The sequence below is a fragment of the Bradyrhizobium monzae genome (assembly GCF_021458635.1).
Lineage (GTDB): Bacteria > Pseudomonadota > Alphaproteobacteria > Rhizobiales > Xanthobacteraceae > Bradyrhizobium.
Genome location: NZ_JAIRDQ010000001.1, coordinates 757305 through 773940, shown reverse-complemented (window position 1 = coordinate 773940; position 16636 = coordinate 757305). Strand labels below are relative to the sequence as shown.

Sequence of the window (16636 nt, the reverse complement as noted above, 5' to 3'; positions counted from 1 at the left end):
GGTCGCGGCGAAGTATTATAAGAGGCGCAAAATTCTAGTTTTAGGTGTCCAAGGCTCGGCCTCGCTACAATTAGGGGCAGCGCTATACAAACCATCCAGGGGAGAACGGGAGAGGCTCCCACCAATTAGGCAGGCGGGTAATATGTTTGACCTCGACGAACTGTTCTCCCCAGGTCCATTGTTCCATAAGCCGTTTTCGTGCTGGACTCATTTTGTCGTAGTCACGGGTTTGGTTGTCGGAGAATAGCTTGTTACGCTGTCTGTTTCTGCGGAACGTATCGCTGTTGGGCCAGTCTTGTTGATCATAGATCAGGCCATTGGCGCCAACGACTACAGCGCGCTGTCCGCGCGAAACGATCCTGGCAGTCAAACTATTGTGCCCGCTCTCGATTCCATATGTATGCTCTTTAGTCGTGATGATCTTCGGTGTGAAGTTGAGGAAGTCGTTTCGAGCCATCATAAACCCGTTTGAACGAATGTTCGGATTTGGATAGCCGGGCATAGTCAAAACCGCAGGGTTGGTCAGATTCCATGCACGTTCAAATTCTGCTTCGATCGTGACGGCATCAGCTCCATAGATCGGAGAGTCCGGGTTTGGAGCGTGCTTTATGATTTCGTGCCCCCAAAGCTCAGCTACCTCGGCATCGAATGGAGTGCCATGGATAGCAAACCAGACTGCTTTCGATATAGCCCTAACGCTCTCACGGAAGCTCTCGTATGAGGCTGTAGCTCCGGCGATGCCGATGCTCGGCTCCGCCAAAGCTGCATGAAGTTTTCTTAGCCAATCACCGGACTCGATCTCGGTGAAGGTGTTGAAGCAGCAGATCAGTTGATGTGAAATCTGTTCTGAGGCGAGGCGATAGGCACCAATGTCGAAACTCTCGTCAGCCATTGCGAGCGCGCGATGCTTAATCCGCCGGAATATACCTCTGAAGCTAGGAGACCAGCGCGGGAAGCCCTTGTAAACGATGATCAGGTCGTGATCGATCCCCGCTGGGTATCGTTCGTACGATTCAACAAACCGCAGCATCGGTTCCGGCCCCTCAGCGTACCGAGCCAGATAAATAACCCCAATTGACATGTTCGCCTTCTTCAACGAAAGCCTGGAATCTGTCATCATAACCTTTAACGGTGTCAGCCTCAGCTAGATTTCCCAGCGCGCTCATGCGTGTGTCGCTTAATGCCGAATAGCGTATTGCGAAATTATTGCGTTTGCTCCGAGGTTTTCGCGGAACTCAAGATTAAGCGGTAGAACGTTTTGGCCGATATCGTGGCCCCCGATCAATCACGAGTTCGGACACTGGAAATGAGGTTTTAGCGAACTTGAGTTGTGCTGCCGAGCATATCCCGCACGTGCGACCTAGCCGATGCCCGAACGCCGCTAGTACTACACCTTATGTGTGTCCGAAAGCTCTAGGAAAAAGAGTTTACGGAGATCAGGCGGGGAACCGAGTCGATCAAAGACGGCCCTAGGATGCGGGAGGGGGCGGAGCCCGCGCCACGGAATGCATGTGTGGTGTCTCAGTCCATCTGGTCTGAACGTACGCATCCGGCGAAGGCCCCTAGATAGGCCGCTTTGTGGTGGAAGGCTGATCGCGCTTAAGCGGCGTGAGCGACGCTCTGAGGCTGCCAATTCCTAGGCAGCAGTTCGTCAATGCGCTTGGCAGGGTGATCTGGTAGGCGCGCCAGCAGGTCGGCGAGCCAAGCCTGTGGATCGATGTCATTGAGCTTGGCGGTGGCGATGAGGCTGTATATGGCAGCCGCACGCCGGCCACCCTCGTCGGACCCGCGAAGGTCCAATTTTTTCGCCCCACGGCGACCGCCCGTAGCTCACGCTCGGCAGCATTGTTCGACATGCAAAGCCGTCCGTCATCAAGGAAGCGGCTAAATGCATCCCAGCGGCTGAGGCAGTAGTTGATCGCTTTGGTCGTGTCGTTGTTCCTGGAGAGCTTGGCGCGCTGCTCGCGTAACCACGCCGCCAGGTCGGCGATCAGGGGACGGCTACGCTCCTGGCGCACACGCAAACGCTCCTGCGCAGTAGGACCGTTGATCTCGCGCTCGATGGCGAACAGGACATCGATGCGCTTGACTGCCTCGGCCGCGATCGGCGCCTTGCTGAGCCGCGCGAGATCAAAGAACTTGCGCCTGCCGTGCGCCCAGCACGCAGCTTCGATAATGGGGCCGCCCTTACGATTGGCCTCGTAGAGCCTGCCAAAGCCGGCGTAGGCGTCGGCCTGCATCAGTCCGGCATAGCCCGCCAGATGGTGCTCCGGATGCGCGCCGCCACGGTCGGGCGAATAGAAGAAGACGGCCGCCGGCGGATCTGGGCCAGCAAACGGACGGTCGTCGCGCACGTAGGTCCAGAGCCGGCCGGTCCGGGTCTTGCCCTTAGCCAGGACTGGCACCGTGGTGTCATCCGCGTGGTTGCGCTCGGCTGCGAAGACGTGGCTCCGGATCACATCGACCAAAGGCATCAGGGTTGCCGCGGAGGCACCTACCCAGTCCGCGAGCGTCGATACATCGAGATCGATGCCTTCACGCTGGTAGACGCCGCTCTGACGATGAAGCGGCAGGTGCAGGCCGTACTTGGCGAACAGGACATGGGCCAGCAGCTTGGGCCCTGCACGACCGCGCGCAATCGGATGCGAGGGAGCCGGCGGCTGGGTGATCGCTTCGCAGGCCCGGCAGACGAGCTTCTCGCGCACGTGCTGGACCTTCCACTGGCGCGGAACGAGCTCCAGCGTCTCGGTCACGTCCTCGCCAATCTTGCGCAATCGGCTATCGCCGCAGCATGGGCAGATGGCAGGCACCGGATAAACAATGCGCTCCCGCGGCAAATGCTCCGGCAGCGGCCGGCGGGCTGGCTTGCGACGCTCGAACGATGGCACCGCAGTCTTCTCGGCTGCCATCTGCGCCGCGGTCTCAGCTTGCGCCGCGTTCTCCTCCAGGTCAGCGAGCTGCAGCTCGAGCTGGTCCAGCAATGCGCCGCGCTCGGAGGACTGTCCGAACTGCTCGTGCCGCAGCTTCTTGATCGTGAACTTGAGCTTCTCGATCAGCAAGCTCCCCGCCTGGGCCTCGGCTTCCGCGGCCAACAAGACGCGGTCTCTGTCCGAACCGCTGATCCTGCTACCGATTCAAATCCCAGCGATCAGCCAGCCGCCTGCGGTCGCCAGGTTTGTTGCGGCATCCGCCAGTCGATGCCCTCAAGCAGGTAGCCAAGCTGGGTTGGTGTGATCGTCACTACGCCATCAGCCGACGACGGCCACAGGAAGCGGCCCCGCTCCAGCCGCTTGGCGTAGAGCGACATGCCGAGCCCATCGTGCCAGAGGATTTTGATCAGCTTTCCGCTTTTGCCACGGAACACATAGAGGTCGCCGCCGTGCGGGTCTCGCTTGAAGGCTTCCTGCACCAGCAAGCCCAGCGAGTTCATGCCGCGACGCATATCGGTGTGGCCGGTCGCAATCCACACCCGCACGCACGACGCAATGGGGATCACCGTAGGCGCCCATCTGCCAGCGCCGCCACGGCGGCCTTCAGCGTCGCCGCGTCGACCGCACCCGTGATCCGCATCCGAGCTCCGGTCGCAAACTCGATCTCGATCGCCCCGCCGCTGCTGGCCGGCGCGACTGGACAAGGCGTCGGCACTGACTCCGCGACCACCATCGCCGGTACGAAGCCAGGTTGATCGGCGGCATCCTTCGGCTCGGGCCGAAACGAGCGTCGCCATCGCAGCAGCAATGAGCGCGAAACGCCATACCGCCGCGCTGTTGCCGCAACCTGGCGCGGCGCCTGTAAGCTCTCCAGGACGATCTTGAGCTTCTCGCCCTCGGACCAGCGCCGTCGCCGACCCGTGTCCACCACCTCAAGCCGTTCGACTTGGGCACTGCGCCCATCACTGTCCATAAGGACAGTTCTCAACAACACGCCTCATTCGGCAAGGCGGCCTTCACCGGACGGATACGTCTGAACCGAGGAGGCTGAGGTTGGGAAGCTTCAGTGTTCCAAGAGAGACCGGATGAACGTGCACAAGAATGCGCCTTTGTCAAACGTCTGGAGGCGGCGGCCGCCGCTGCCGACCTGTTCAACACGTAACTGAATACGGTGGCCCAATCGGTCAAGCGGTTCCACGCCGAACGCAAGTGGTGGAATCACGATCAAGGCTACGAGCTTGATACGCAACGTAGGGCCGTCACGTTTAGCTGGCGGCGCCGTAGCGGCTCTGCCGCTTTAATATTCGGGACCAAGCCTCCGATAGTGGCATACCGCGCGGAATTGGCGCCAAATCCTCCAGCCCCGCTCCGCGGCGGTCCCGACGAAGAAGCGCCATTCCGAGCTACCAGGTCAAGTACTCTTCGACGTAGCCGCGTCGCGTCCAATATGGGAAACGAGTGGCAGTTACCGCCGCGTCTTTTGAGTATAGATCGCGGACCGTAAAACCATTGTGTTCGTGGTTGATGGAAAGGACAGCGTTCGTCGCCGACCGCGCGAAATCCCAATATGCCTCCGCGGTGTCGCGGGACATTTCAGTCCACGAATCAATGTTGACGATCAGGTCAAAGTGGCCAGCGCTTGGTCCGATATCGCATGCAGACATGATCTTGATGTGCGCACTTTCTTGTTCGCCACTGAGCCGAATAAAATTGGGCCCAAGCACGCGCCCTAGGAAGTAGGCCTGAGCTGCATTAGTCAAGGGAATGTCGACAATCGTGTAGTCTTTAACACCAAGCAGGTTTGCGAAATAAGCCGTCCGCCCGAGGCCGGCGCCAATTTCCAAAACCCTAAAGCCTGAGCGTTGTTTCGCAATCTGCGCGATCCGCCATGCCTGATAGATGGCGTGAACCGAACGGAAGCCAACTATGCCCCGGCTCGACGGTAAGCCGAGTTCTCCAGGAAATGGGTTCGGGAACTCTAGATTGACGCCGAGGGCCGCCTCGATCTGATCAAGAACCTGATCCGTCGATTGTGCTGCCTTCTCGTGCAGGCCTACCTGCTGCGGATCGGTTTCGAGGTAGGGAACGCGGCGCGTTCCAAGTGCTTCTGCAACAGATGTTAATCCGTTCATTAGCCAAAGCGAATAGAGAGACTTCCAATCTTCTGATTTGTTCAGCTGCTTGATTACGTTCTCATGTGGCTCCACCGAGCCAGGTGGCGCCTTTGCTATAGCGTCAAAGCCCCAAAAGAATGTGGTCTCGGCAGGATTGCGCAGAAGCCTTGCCGCTTTTTGAATATCCGATCCACTGAGCGCGTCATGAATTTCTTTCTTAATGATCGTAAGATCGCGCTCCCACATGGAATCTGACGCCGGACGATGCCGACCAAATGACTGTTTATAGGATTCCATCACGCGCGCCACTAAAGGAAGATCGTCCGCAGGGTCTGCGGAGGGTGAATAAACAAGAGGCGCCGGTGGTGCGGACGGGGCGCCGTTGAGAAGCCAAGCGAAATGCTCAAGGTTTGGCTTTGCGGGGGGCGCCTCTTCCGTTGAGGAGCGCGCAATCAAACGACGCATAAATTGCATTTCCTAAGTTCCCTTACAAGGCCGTGCGCCTGTTCGTGTCTACATGATCCGACCAAGTGTGGTCGAGGTTGAGGGGACAATAGTCAATTCTCTCGGAGTGGACAGGACCTTATTCAGCGACCGCCCGGTAGAATCAAAGGGCTTGGAGGAAACGGAAGGCCGAGGAGCCTCCCGTCAGCTCAAATGATGAGTCCAGCACCGATTGGCACAGAAAGGCAACTGCCAGCTGCGCATCGCATATACCCGCCGGCTGAGGCAGCAAAGTTACGGGCATGCTACGTCGTAGTGTCACACAATTCTGAACCGATTGCATTCACGAGCCTCTAGTTACAATCCGGTGAATTGCGGCCGGGCGCTTTGTGTGATGGGTAACAGCGAGTCTATTCGCTCGTGGATTGGCGGTCTTGTGTGTGATCGGCCATCTACCCTAGGTACCGTTCAAACACCTGCTCGGGAATCCCTCTGACGATCTCGCGTTCGCGATGGCGCAACTGGCGTTTCTGCGCTAGGGCGCAGCGTGGGATCTTTGTCTTCGCTTACGGCCCCCCTCGGCTTGTAGCCTCGTTCCGTCCTATCCCGAGCAAATGTGTATCCGTCAGGCGAAGGCCGCCTTGGGAATGAGGCGTTTTGCTCGAGAATTGTCCTTATGAACAGTGATAGGCGGAGTGCCCAAAGTCGAACGGCTGAGGTGGTGGGTACGGACCGGCGGAGGCTCTGGTCCGGGCATGAGAAGCTAAAGATCGTCCTGGAGACCTTAAAGGCGCGGTACCAAGTCGCGTCAATGTGCGGCGGTATGGCGCTCCGCGCTCATTGCTGGTGCGATGGCTTGTCGTCGCGTCCGGAGCCGAAGGAAGTCGCCGACGGCCTGGCCCTCGTGCCGGCGAGGGGAACATCAGAAATGGTGTGGTGTTGCAGTGCTCGTCACGAAGATGGTACCTGATGGACGCGGAAATCCAGTTGAAAGCGGCAGTCAAAAGGACCGGCGCGGCTCGCGCCGTCCAGACCCGTTCGTGGACGGAATTTGGGATGCGAGGCGAGGTTGTTATTGACCTCGGTCGTTCCACCTCCTATGCGGGCGCTTGCCTTTGAGTGTTGCCGAGTGTCCCTAGACCAAATGAAAATCGCCTTGATGCACCAGCGACTGCGCAATTGCAAAATGCTGGAGGGTGATGGCGTCACCAGGAGCGCCTTTGACCGACGCATCATCGTGATTGATGGCCAACAAGGATCTTGGATCGGCACCTTTATCGAATTGAAGTGCATTCCTCGAATCTTCGAGATGCAGGCCGCTTTGGTCAAGTGTCGGCGTGAACACGAAACTGTCGTGCGCAACACGATAGAATGGTGAGCTCTCGCTTTTGCTGTGCGGACTTGCTGCGAGCGCCCCAGCGTTCAGGTCGTCGACAAAACGGAAATCATTCCGGAAATTCTGATCCAGCAATTGGGAAAGCGCATCCGCGGCGCTCGAGGTAGAAGTAGGGCCGATCGTACCATCGCCGTTGAGGTCCTGATGGAAGATCGTCTCGAATGACTCCAGCGATCCGCTGTTTGGCGAGGCGCTCGCGAGGAGATCTGTGACATAGTTGCCGCTGCTATCGGTGCTCCAGATGTTGTAGAGACCAGTGGCAGTATTCTTCCAGGCAACGTCGTAGCCGCCGCTGACAGCCTCTGCACCGAGGATGCTCCAAGAGCTGCCAAACTGACCGGCAGTGAGCGCTGGCCCCCCAAACTTCAGCACCGATCCGCTGTTGCTCCCGACCGGCTCAAGATAATAGTTGGTCCCAACCTGTACCAGGCTGGTCGCGCCAAGGGCCTCGATTGTCGTCCCGACGAGGCCGATCGTACCGTCACCGTTGAGGTCCTGATGGAAGATCGTCTCGAATGACTCCAGCGATCCGCTGTTTGGCGAGGCGCTCGAGAGGAGATCTGTGACATAGTTGCCGCTGCTGTCGGCGCTCCAGATGTTGTAGAGACCAGTGGCAGTATTCTTCCAGGCAACGTCGTAGCCGCCGCTGACGGCCTCTGCACCGAGGATGCTCCAAGAGCTGCCAAACTGACCGGCCGTGAGCGCCGCCCCCCCAAACTTCAGCACCGATCCGCTGTTGCTCCCGACCAGCTCGAGATAATAGTTGGTCCCAACCTGCACCAGGCTGGTCGCGCCAAGGGCCTCGATCGTCGTCCCGACGAGGCCGATCGCACCGTCACCGTTGAGGTCCTGATGGAAGATCGTCTCGAATGACTCCAGCGATCCACTGTTTGGCGAGGCGCTCGAGAGGAGATCTGTGACATAGTTGCCGCTGCTATCGGTGCTCCAGATGTTGTAGAGGCCGGTGGCAGTATTCTTCCAGGCAACGTCGTAGCCGCCGCTGACGGCCTCTGCACCGAGGATGCTCCAATAGCTGCCAAACTGACCGGCCGTAAGCGTCGCCCCGCCAAACGTCAGCACCGGTCCGCTGTTGCTCCCGACCGGCTCGAGATAATAGTTGGCTCCAACCTGTACCAGGCTGGTCGCACCAAGTGCCTCGATCGTTGCCACGACAGGGCCGATCGTCCCGTCGCCGTTGAGGTCCTGATGGAAGATCGTCTCGAATGACTCCAGCGATCCGCTGTTTGGCGAGGCGCTCGAGAGGAGATCTGTGACATAGTTGCCGCTGCTGTCGGCGCTCCAGATGTTGTAGAGACCAGTGGCAGTATTCTTCCAGGCAACGTCGTAGCCGCCGCTGACAGCCTCTGCACCGAGGATGCTCCAAGAGCTGCCAAACTGACCGGCCGTGAGCGCCGCTCCCCCAAACTTCAGCTCCGGTCCGCCGATGCTCCCGACCGCCGTCTCAAGATAATAGTTGGTCCCAGCCTGTACGAGGCTGGTCGCACCGGACGCCTCAACGACAACGGGTGTGAGCAGGCTCACCACCAAAGAGCTTGTCATCGTGCCATCGGCGAACTGGAAATTCTCCACGCCCGTGAGGGTATCGGTACCATCTGGCGAGCCCGAGCGCTGATCCGTGATGGTGAAGGTCTGCGTGCTCGCATTGTAGGCGAAAAGGTAGTTTGCCTCGCTACCGTAATACACCGCGGTGTCGGTGCCGGCACCGCCGATGATAGTGTCGTTGCCGCCGCCACCGGTGATCGTGTCGTTGCCCGAGCCGCCATTCAGCACGTTCGCGATGGCGTTGCCGACGATTACATCATTGCCGGATCCGCCGATGGCGTTATCGATGTAGGAACGGGAGTCGTTGTTGTAGAGATAGGAGTTGTAGACGTTGCCAGAGGCGTAGTGGCCGTTGCCGAGATAGGCTAGCTGCGTAGAGGAGTACACAGACGACGCGCCGGGATTGAGATTGATGCTCAGGTTCGTCGTGTAGTTGGACAGATCGTAGGTATCGACACCTCCGCCGTCCCAGATCGTCTCGTAGATGCGGTTGGCGGAGCCGCCGACGCCGCCCCCCGGCGCGAGCTGTGCGACACCGTTGATGAACTCCTGCCCAGTGGTCGGGCTCCACGTGTAGACCGTGTTGCCGCTCTGTGTTGTGTAGTTCGCGCCATACAGCGTCTGGAGCGCCAGGATATCGTTGGCCATATAGGTCTGCGGATATCCGTAGGCTTCATTGGTGTAGCCGGTCAGCGGCCCACCGACATAGCTGCGATAGCTCATGACGGTGTATTCGCTGTCGTCATGCGCACTCGGCACCGCGACATTGGCGACGCCGCCGGTCTCCTGGCTATGCTTGAGGCCCAGAGCATGCCCGAGCTCGTGCAGCGCTGTCGTGAAATAATAATTGCCGAGCTGTGCCTGTGTGTAGTCGTACTGCGTGCCAAACCAGACGTCGCCGCCGGCCGCGTAATTGCCGGGATAATAAGCGTAGGACGTCGGATTGGCGGCCGGCGACTGCGCGACCATGATGTCGGCGGAGCCCGTGCCGCTATAAGTGATGCTGGCGTTGGTGTAGCTTTTGATCAGCGCGATGGCGTAGTTGATCGCGGCCTGCATCTGGGTCGGCGCTGCCGAAAACCCCGATGTCGTCGGTTCGCCGTCGCCGCCGGAGTAGGGATTGGCATAGGTGCTGGACGACGTGGGAAAGCTATAGCTGATCGTGCCGGACCATTTGGTGCCCGCCAGCAGGCCATCTATGTCCGCGTTGTTGGTTGCACTAACGTTGGCAGAGGTAGCCAATGAAATCTCCGAGACAGCGGTCCCCAGCCGATTCGGGGTGAGGACAGGTGATTCTAGCTTGAGACCTATAGGTTTGGTTTAAGTTTGGCGGCACGGCCCGATCTGGTCCGCAATGTCTTGTTAAAGATCTTATAAAGTAGACATACGGACAGGGATGACCATGCCGGGTCCTCAAGTCCCGTCGTGATCCGCGAGGGAACCTATGAAACCACACCTGCTCCCAGCTGGCCTTCTCGGCGCTCTGGTTGCGTTTTTCTGGCTAAATCACCTGTCCCCAGGAGGATGGCCTGCTATGGTCGAAAAAGCCAACGCGGACGACAGCAGCAAGGCGTTGCGCGCGCCCTCGGTTCCACCGGCCCGCGACCCTTCCGCAGCAGTCGCCGAGGAGTACGAACTGGCTCGTCGCACGGGTACGGCGGCGGCGCTTGAGTTGTTCATTACGCGTCACAGTGACGATCCCCTTGCAGAAAGGGCTCGCGCAGATTTGCGGCGACTCCCCCGCTGATCCCCTTGCCGTTCCTTGGTCCAATAGTACCGCGTGAGAATGATGGCAGGGGAAAGATGCGGCCCAGCCGACGGTTCGCTGCGCTTGTCTACAGCCTTTCAATTTGATGATCGGCGAGACGGCCCATTTGATCGGTGATGACAGCTTGAAGATTATGTCGTTAAACGCGAGGTGACGGTGATTTGCTCCTTCCGAACGGCTCGAGTCGGCCAAGCCAAGAGCTCCATGCGATTGTCGCGCCGTTGCCGCGGGGGTCAGGGTTAGTGTCGACGCTTCTAGAGCGGCTCGCGGCGGCTGTTTGCCAGAGGAAGATCCCAAGCACCGCCTTGTCGATACCGCATTCCTTGATCGGAGCGCGCCCCTTCCCTGATCGCCCCCAAGACTTCCCTGATCCAGCTTTGTCGCTTCAGTATCCAAAATGGCTTATTTCGATGGCACTTCCTCGCGGTGGTTCACGCTGATCGCCGACTCGAGCGCTGTGTTTTCCCTGTAAATTCCCTGTTGCCCAGGGGATAAAATCTTGAGCTCTACCGCTCGTCCGCGATCACCTTGCCGTCGTTCGGCAGCGCGCCGGGGCTGACCAGTTCGACTGCGCCGCCGAGCTTGGTCACAGCCCGCAGGGTGCCTGCGATCTCCTCACGCAGTGCATCGCCTGACGTGTCCGCCTCGGCCTTCAGCGTCATCGCATCGGCCTCGCCCTGGCGGGTGACGACGAGGCGCAGCCGTCCGAGCGCGGGATGGCGTTTGCCAATCTCGGCGACCTGTTCGGGGCGCACGAACATGCCCTTGACCTTGGTGGTCTGGTCGGCGCGGCCCATCCAACCCTTGATGCGCATGTTGGTGCGGCCGCATTTGCTCGAGCCCGGCAACGCCGCGGTGAGGTCGCCGAGCGCCAGCCTGATCCAGGGGTGGTGCGGATCGAGCGAGGTCACCACGATCTCGCCGACATCGCCGGGCGTCACGGGATCGCCGGTGCCGGGCTTGACGATCTCCATGATCAGATCCTCATTCACGACCATGCCGTCGTGCGCCCCGGTCTCAAAGGCGATGAGGCCGAGATCGGCGGTGCCGAAGGCCTGGTAGGCGTCGATGCCGCGCGCCTTGATCTCGGCCTGGAGCGAGGGCGGGAATGCCGCGCCGGAGACCAGCGCGCGCTTGATCGAGGAGACATCGCGGCCCGCGGTCGCTGCGGCATCGAGCAGGATCTTCAGGAAGTCCGGGGTGCCACTGTAGCCGACGGGACGGTAGGCCTCGATCAGCTCGAACTGCTGCTCGGTATTGCCGGGGCCAGCGGGGATCACCGCGCAGCCCAGTGCGCGCGCGGAGGCGTCGAAAATGAAGCCGCCGGGGGTGAGGTGGTAGCTGAAGGTGTTGAGCACGACGTCCTCGGGGCGGAACCCGGCCGCGAACAGCGCTCGCGCGCCGCGCCAGGGATCGGCCTGCCGCCCCTCCGGCTCGAAGATCGGGCCGGGAGAGGTAAAGAGGCGGGCGAACGACCCCGGCGCCGCCGCCACGAAGCCACCGAAGGGCTGGGAGGCCTTGTGCAGGGCGGGCAGTTCGGACTTGCGCAGCACGGGAAGGGCCGCCAGCGCCGTCCTGGAGGTCACCGAGGCGGGGTCGATGCCCTTCAGCCGCTCGGCATAGGCGGGCGCGCTCATCGCGCTGCGCAGGACGCCTGGCAGGCGGGCGAACAGCTCGGCCTCGCGCGCCGCTGGCTCGCGCGTCTCGAGGGCGTCGTAATGGGCGGTCATGACAGGTCTTTCCGGGTTGGCATCCGTTGCACGCCGCCGCTCGCATGGGTATCAGACGGCCATTGGCGGGGCGTGGAGAGGACGCAATGGCGGACGAGAGCATCATTCCGGCGGAAGAGGCGGCCGACGTCGTCGCGCGCCTGAAGCGCCGCATGATCGAGGACGCGATCCCGCTGTGGTCGACCGTCGGCTGGGACCAAGAAACGGGCGGCTTCATCGACCGGCTGCACCGCGACGGCACGGCGGATACGGCCGCGCCGCGGCGTGTGTTCGTGCAGGCCCGCCAGATCTATTGCTACGCCAAGGCGGCGCAGATGGGCTGGTATCCCGAGGGGCGCGCCATCGCTCTGAAGGGGCTCGAGCACCTGCTGGCCAAGGCCAAGGCGCCCGATGGACGGCCCGGCTACGTGCACCGGCTGACGCCGGATGGCGCGGTGCTGGATTCGCGGCGCGACGCCTACGACCACGCGTTCATCCTGTTTGCGCTGGCGACCGTTTATGCGCTCGACAAGGACGCGCAAGTGCGCGCCGAGATCGACGCGCTGCTCGCCTTCCTCGATGGCCATTTGCGCTCGCCGCATGGCGGCGTGCATGAGAGCCTGCCGGTGTCGCTGCCGCGGCGGCAGAATCCGCATATGCACCTGCTCGAGGCGATGATCGCGTGCTTCGACGCGACCCATGATCTGTCGTTCCAGAATCGCGCCGGCGAATTCTTCGCGCTGTTCCTCGCCAATCTCTACGACAAGCGGAAGTGTGCGCTCGGTGAATATTTCGAGGAGGACTGGTCGAAGATCGAGCCGGTCAGCGTCGAGGCTGGTCACCAGGCGGAATGGGTCTGGTTGCTGAAGGGATTTGAACGCATCACAGGCTGCCCGACCGGACAGCGGCGCGCCGAGCTGCTCGCGACCGCGCTGCGCTATCGCGACACGGCGACCGGCTGCCTCGTCGACGAGGGCGACGACACCGGCAACATCCGTCGCTCGACGCGCCGGCTGTGGCCGCAGACCGAGATCGCGAAAGCGTGGATTGCGCAGGCCGAGTCCGGCGAGGCGGGCGCGGCGGATGAGGCGCGCGCGGCCCTGGTGCGGCTCGAACGGCATTACCTCAGCCATCCCGTGCGGGGCGGCTGGTATGACCAGTTCGACAGCGACGGCAAATCGCTGATCGACACCATTCCTGCGTCGTCGTTCTATCATGTTCTCTGCGCAGTCACGGAAGCGGAGCAGGTTTTGGAATAGGACTCTTTTATTTTGACGCGTTTTCTTCACGCGAACCGGTTCCCACTTCGCTTGAAAACGCTCTGTCAAAGCCAGCGCTTGCGGCGCTTGAAGCTCTTCAGGTTCTTGAAGCTCTTGCGCTGGTCGCCGGCGCCGCCGAGGTAGAACTCCTTGACGTCCTCGTTGTCACGCAGCTCGTCGGCGGTGCCGTCGAGCACGACCTTGCCTTGCTCCATGATGTAGCCGTGGCTTGCCACCGACAACGCGGCGCGCGCGTTCTGCTCCACCAGCAGGATGGTGACGCCGAGGTCGCGGTTGATCTTCTGGATGATCGAGAACACCTCCTTCACCAGCAGCGGCGACAGGCCCATCGACGGCTCGTCCATCAAGATCATCTTCGGGCGCGCCATCAGCGCGCGGCCGATCGCGAGCATCTGCTGCTCGCCACCGGAGAGATAGCCGGCCAGTCCCGTGCGCTCCTTCAGGCGCGGGAAATAGTCGAAGACCATCTCGAGGTCGGCGTCGACCCCGCGATCCCTGCGGGTGAAGGCGCCAAGCTTGAGGTTTTCCAGCGACGTCATGTCGGCGACGATGCGTCGGCCCTCCATGACCTGGAAGATGCCGCGGCGGACGATCTTGTCGGGATCGATGCCAGCGATAGGCTCGCCCTCGAACAGGATCTCGCCGCGCGTGACCTCGCCGTCTTCGGTTTTGAGCAGCCCCGAGATCGCCTTCAGCGTCGTCGACTTGCCGGCACCGTTCGCGCCCAACAGCGCCACGATCGCGCCCTTGGGGACGTCGAGGCTGAGGCCACGGAGCACCAGGATGACGTCGTCGTAGACGACCTCGATGTTGCGCACGGCGAGGAGGGGCGCGGGGGCCACGGCGGTTGGCTTGGCGTGAGGTGCTTCGAGGATGTCGGTCATTCGTGTACTGCCAATTGCTCCGCTGGTCATGCCCGGCCCTGTCCCGGGCCTCCACGTACTTCGTGCCGAGTGGTCAGGCGTGGACGGCCGGGACATCTTCGCGAAGACGCGGTTCGCGCTTTTGCCCGGCCATGACACTGATTACATTACCAGCCCAGCAGTTCCGGCTTGCGCGGCAGCTCGACGGTCTTGACCTTCTCGAGCTTGATGGTGCCCTTGGCCATGAGGTCGTTGAGATCGCCGTCGGTCGCGCCCGAGATCTTGGTGCGATAGAGCTCGACCTTCAGCGTGCCGCGATGGTCTTTGTCGGTCCAGGTCGAGGGCGCGCAGACGCCTTCCATGCCGGCCGGCACCCAGTCCTTCTTCTGATAGAAACCCTTCACGACGTTGTCGCCGGTGGCGCCGCCGTTCTTGGTGGCCCAGTCGAGCGCTTCCTTCATGTACAGCGCCGAGCAGACGGCCGCGACGTAGTGCACGGGACGATAAACCTTGCCGGTGGGATCGGACATCTTGGAGATCTCCATCACCGTCTTCATGCCGGGCGCATCGCCGCCCCAGCTCACCGCGGTGCGCAGCGGGAAGATGACGCCGTCGGCGGCGTCGCCCGCGGTCTTGGCGGCGTTCTCGTCCATGCCCCAGACATTACCCATGAACTGAATGTCGACGCCGGCGGTCTTGCAGGCCTTCATCACCGAGATGTTGGAGGCCGCGGTGTTGCCGAGATAGGCGTAGTTGGCGCCGGACGATTTCAGGCTCAGGCACTGCGCGCTGTAGTCACCCGGCGCGAGCGCGAACACCAGCGGCGGCAGCACCTCGAAGCCGAGCTCCTGCGCCATGGCTTCGCCGGCGGCCTTCGGCGCGTTCGGATAGGGATGGTTGGCGCCCATGTGGACGAATTTCGGCTTGCCGGGCTTACCCTTGGCCTTCCAGTCTTCCGCCGCCCAGATCAGCATCGCGCGGAGCGAATCCGAATAGCTCGGGCCGTAGAAGAAATTGTAGGGAGCGGGTTTCGCCTTGCCGCTGGTGCCTTCGGGATCGGTCAGGGCTGCGGCGTAGGAGCCGGAGAGGTCGGGGATCTTGTCCTGGGCGAGGAAGCCGGTCAGCGCTTCGGTGTCGGCGGTACCCCAGCCCATGATGGCCGCGACCTTGCTGTCGGGCGCCGACCACTTCTTGTAGAGCGCGATCGCCTTCGGCACCTGGTAGCCGTAGTCGTTGGTGTCGACGTTGAGCTGCTTGCCGCCAACACCGCCGTTCTTGTTGACCCAGGCAAATGTGTCGGCGACAGCCTGGCCGTAAGGCGTGCCGACATCGGAGGTGCCGCCGGAATAATCGGCAAGATGGCCGATGGCGATCTGCGCCTGCGCGGTGGCCGAGAATGCGGCAATCGCGATCGCGAGCGATGCGGTGCTCAAAAGGGCCTTCATCTTCATGGGTCGGTTCCTCCGGTTTATTGTTTAAATGAAGTTTCCGCGCTCAATGCGAGAACGGGTAGAGCTTCCAGTACGCCTTGATCTGCCGCCAGCGATGGGCGAGCCCGTCAGGCTCGAACATCAAGAACGCGATGATGATGACCCCGATCGCGATCTCGCGCAGGAAGGTGATGTTGTTGTTGAGCGACAGGGCCTTGTCGATCGCGCCGCCCTTCAGGTACAGGCTGAGCAATTCCATCGATTCCGGCAGCAGCACCACGAAGGCCGTGCCCATCAGCGTGCCCATGATCGAGCCGGTGCCGCCAATGATGATCATGGCGAGGAACAGGATCGAGCGCTCGATGCCGAAACCTTCCTGCGAGACCACGTTCTGATAGTGCGCATAGAGCGCGCCGGCGATGCCGGCGAAGAAGGCGGCAAGGCCGAACGACAGGGTGCGGTATTTGGTGAGGTTGATGCCCATGATCTCGGCGGAGAGATAATGGTCGCGGATCGCCACCAGCGCGCGGCCGTCGCGCGTGCGCATCAGATTAGTGACGAGGATGTAGCTCGCAAGCACATAGGCCAGCACGACGTAGAAATATTGCCGGTCGCCGCGAAGCGTATAGCCGAAGATCGAGAACGGCTCGGCGCTCGCCGGCACGGAGCCGCCGGAAAACCATTCGGCGCGGGAGAAGAAGTCGAGCAGGATATATTGGGCGGCCAGCGTCGCGATGACGAGGTAAAGACCCTTCAGCCGCGCCGCCGGAATGCCGAAGATCAGCCCGACCAGTGCGGTGACGACACCCGCAAGCGGGATCGCGAAGAACACCGGGATCGGCGCGTTGTTGGAGATGTAGGCCGAGGTGAAGGCGCCGAGCAGGAAGAAGGCGGCGTGCCCGATCGAGATCTGACCGGTGAAGCCGACCAGGATGTTCAGCCCCAGCGCCGCAATCGAGAAGATGCCGATCTGGATCATGATGCTGAGCCAGTAGCCGCCGAGGACTTGCGGCACGAGGCAGAGCAGCAGCACGCCGACAATCGCAAAGTTGCGGCTGGTCGTGGTCGGGAAGATCGTGGTGTCGGCCGCGTAAGAGGTGCGGAAATCACCAGCAGGGATGAGGGCAGGGCCGGCCATG

Annotated in this window: 11 protein-coding genes; 1 reads left to right on the top strand and 10 read right to left on the bottom strand. The window is 61.4% G+C overall.

Annotated elements, in window-relative coordinates; translation table 11 throughout:
* Positions 1 to 82: 82 nt before the first annotated feature.
* The 7 genes from K3F49_RS03895 to K3F49_RS03860 all read right to left on the bottom strand — a co-directional run bounded on the left by K3F49_RS03895 (position 83) and on the right by K3F49_RS03860 (position 11945).
* Complete coding sequence (locus K3F49_RS03895) at positions 83 to 1081, bottom strand: hypothetical protein (RefSeq protein ID WP_234679576.1); 999 nt, start codon at positions 1079 to 1081, stop codon at positions 83 to 85.
* Between the two features lie 518 nt (positions 1082 to 1599).
* Positions 1600 to 3134, bottom strand: a protein-coding gene (gene tnpC / locus K3F49_RS03890) for an IS66 family transposase (protein WP_234680566.1) whose coding sequence is annotated in 2 segments (ribosomal slippage) — positions 1600 to 1790 and positions 1790 to 3134 — 1536 coding nt in all. Because the reading frame shifts where the segments join, the coding sequence is not laid out codon by codon here.
* Positions 3135 to 3148: 14 nt separating this feature from the next.
* Entirely contained in the window at positions 3149 to 3496 is a 348-nt protein-coding gene (tnpB, locus tag K3F49_RS03885) for an IS66 family insertion sequence element accessory protein TnpB (RefSeq protein WP_234679575.1), read from the bottom strand.
* The gene (gene tnpA, locus K3F49_RS03880) at positions 3493 to 3903 is read right to left on the bottom strand and encodes an IS66-like element accessory protein TnpA (RefSeq protein ID WP_234679574.1); all 411 of its coding nucleotides are present in this window, start codon (positions 3901 to 3903) and stop codon (positions 3493 to 3495) included. Before tnpA ends, tnpB begins: the two co-directional genes overlap by 4 nt.
* 430 nt (positions 3904 to 4333) lie before the next feature.
* Positions 4334 to 5509: a putative sugar O-methyltransferase gene (locus K3F49_RS03875; RefSeq protein WP_234679573.1), complete on the bottom strand. Its 1176-nt coding sequence runs from the start codon at positions 5507 to 5509 to the stop codon at positions 4334 to 4336.
* Positions 5510 to 6623: 1114 nt separating this feature from the next.
* The gene (locus K3F49_RS03870) at positions 6624 to 9689 is read right to left on the bottom strand and encodes a M10 family metallopeptidase C-terminal domain-containing protein (RefSeq protein ID WP_346657294.1); all 3066 of its coding nucleotides are present in this window, start codon (positions 9687 to 9689) and stop codon (positions 6624 to 6626) included.
* Positions 9690 to 10721: 1032 nt separating this feature from the next.
* Positions 10722 to 11945 carry a phenylacetate--CoA ligase family protein gene (locus K3F49_RS03860; protein ID WP_234679570.1) on the bottom strand — a complete coding sequence of 408 codons (1224 nt, stop codon included), beginning with the start codon at positions 11943 to 11945 and terminating at the stop codon, positions 10722 to 10724.
* 86 nt (positions 11946 to 12031) lie between these two features.
* On the opposite strand from K3F49_RS03860, the gene K3F49_RS03855 reads away from it, so the two are divergent.
* Positions 12032 to 13183 carry an AGE family epimerase/isomerase gene (locus tag K3F49_RS03855; protein ID WP_234679569.1) on the top strand — a complete coding sequence of 384 codons (1152 nt, stop codon included), beginning with the start codon at positions 12032 to 12034 and terminating at the stop codon, positions 13181 to 13183.
* A gap of 65 nt (positions 13184 to 13248) precedes the next feature.
* Here the strand turns inward: K3F49_RS03855 and K3F49_RS03850 are convergent, their stop codons facing one another.
* From K3F49_RS03850 to K3F49_RS03840, 3 genes are all read right to left on the bottom strand, one after another.
* Positions 13249 to 14088, bottom strand: coding sequence for an ABC transporter ATP-binding protein (locus K3F49_RS03850; RefSeq protein WP_234679568.1), 840 nt, complete (start codon positions 14086 to 14088; stop codon positions 13249 to 13251).
* Positions 14089 to 14234: 146 nt separating this feature from the next.
* The gene (locus K3F49_RS03845) at positions 14235 to 15518 is read right to left on the bottom strand and encodes an ABC transporter substrate-binding protein (RefSeq protein WP_234679567.1); all 1284 of its coding nucleotides are present in this window, start codon (positions 15516 to 15518) and stop codon (positions 14235 to 14237) included.
* Positions 15519 to 15561: 43 nt separating this feature from the next.
* On the bottom strand, positions 15562 to 16635 hold the full coding sequence (locus tag K3F49_RS03840) for a branched-chain amino acid ABC transporter permease (protein ID WP_234679566.1): 1074 nt from the start codon (positions 16633 to 16635) through the stop codon (positions 15562 to 15564).
* Position 16636: the final 1 nt, after the last annotated feature.

Excerpts from the sequence above, each read along its gene's own strand:
- K3F49_RS03895 (WP_234679576.1), bottom strand. The coding sequence starts at position 1,081 with ATGTCAATTGGGGTTATTTATCTGGCTCGGTACGCTGAGGGGCCGGAA.
- tnpA (WP_234679574.1), bottom strand. The coding sequence starts at position 3,903 with ATGGACAGTGATGGGCGCAGTGCCCAAGTCGAACGGCTTGAGGTGGTG.
- K3F49_RS03875 (WP_234679573.1), bottom strand. The coding sequence starts at position 5,509 with ATGCGTCGTTTGATTGCGCGCTCCTCAACGGAAGAGGCGCCCCCCGCA.
- K3F49_RS03860 (WP_234679570.1), bottom strand. The coding sequence starts at position 11,945 with ATGACCGCCCATTACGACGCCCTCGAGACGCGCGAGCCAGCGGCGCGC.
- K3F49_RS03855 (WP_234679569.1), top strand. The coding sequence starts at position 12,032 with ATGGCGGACGAGAGCATCATTCCGGCGGAAGAGGCGGCCGACGTCGTC.
- K3F49_RS03850 (WP_234679568.1), bottom strand. The coding sequence starts at position 14,088 with ATGACCGACATCCTCGAAGCACCTCACGCCAAGCCAACCGCCGTGGCC.
- K3F49_RS03845 (WP_234679567.1), bottom strand. The coding sequence starts at position 15,518 with ATGAAGATGAAGGCCCTTTTGAGCACCGCATCGCTCGCGATCGCGATT.
- K3F49_RS03840 (WP_234679566.1), bottom strand. The coding sequence starts at position 16,635 with ATGGCCGGCCCTGCCCTCATCCCTGCTGGTGATTTCCGCACCTCTTAC.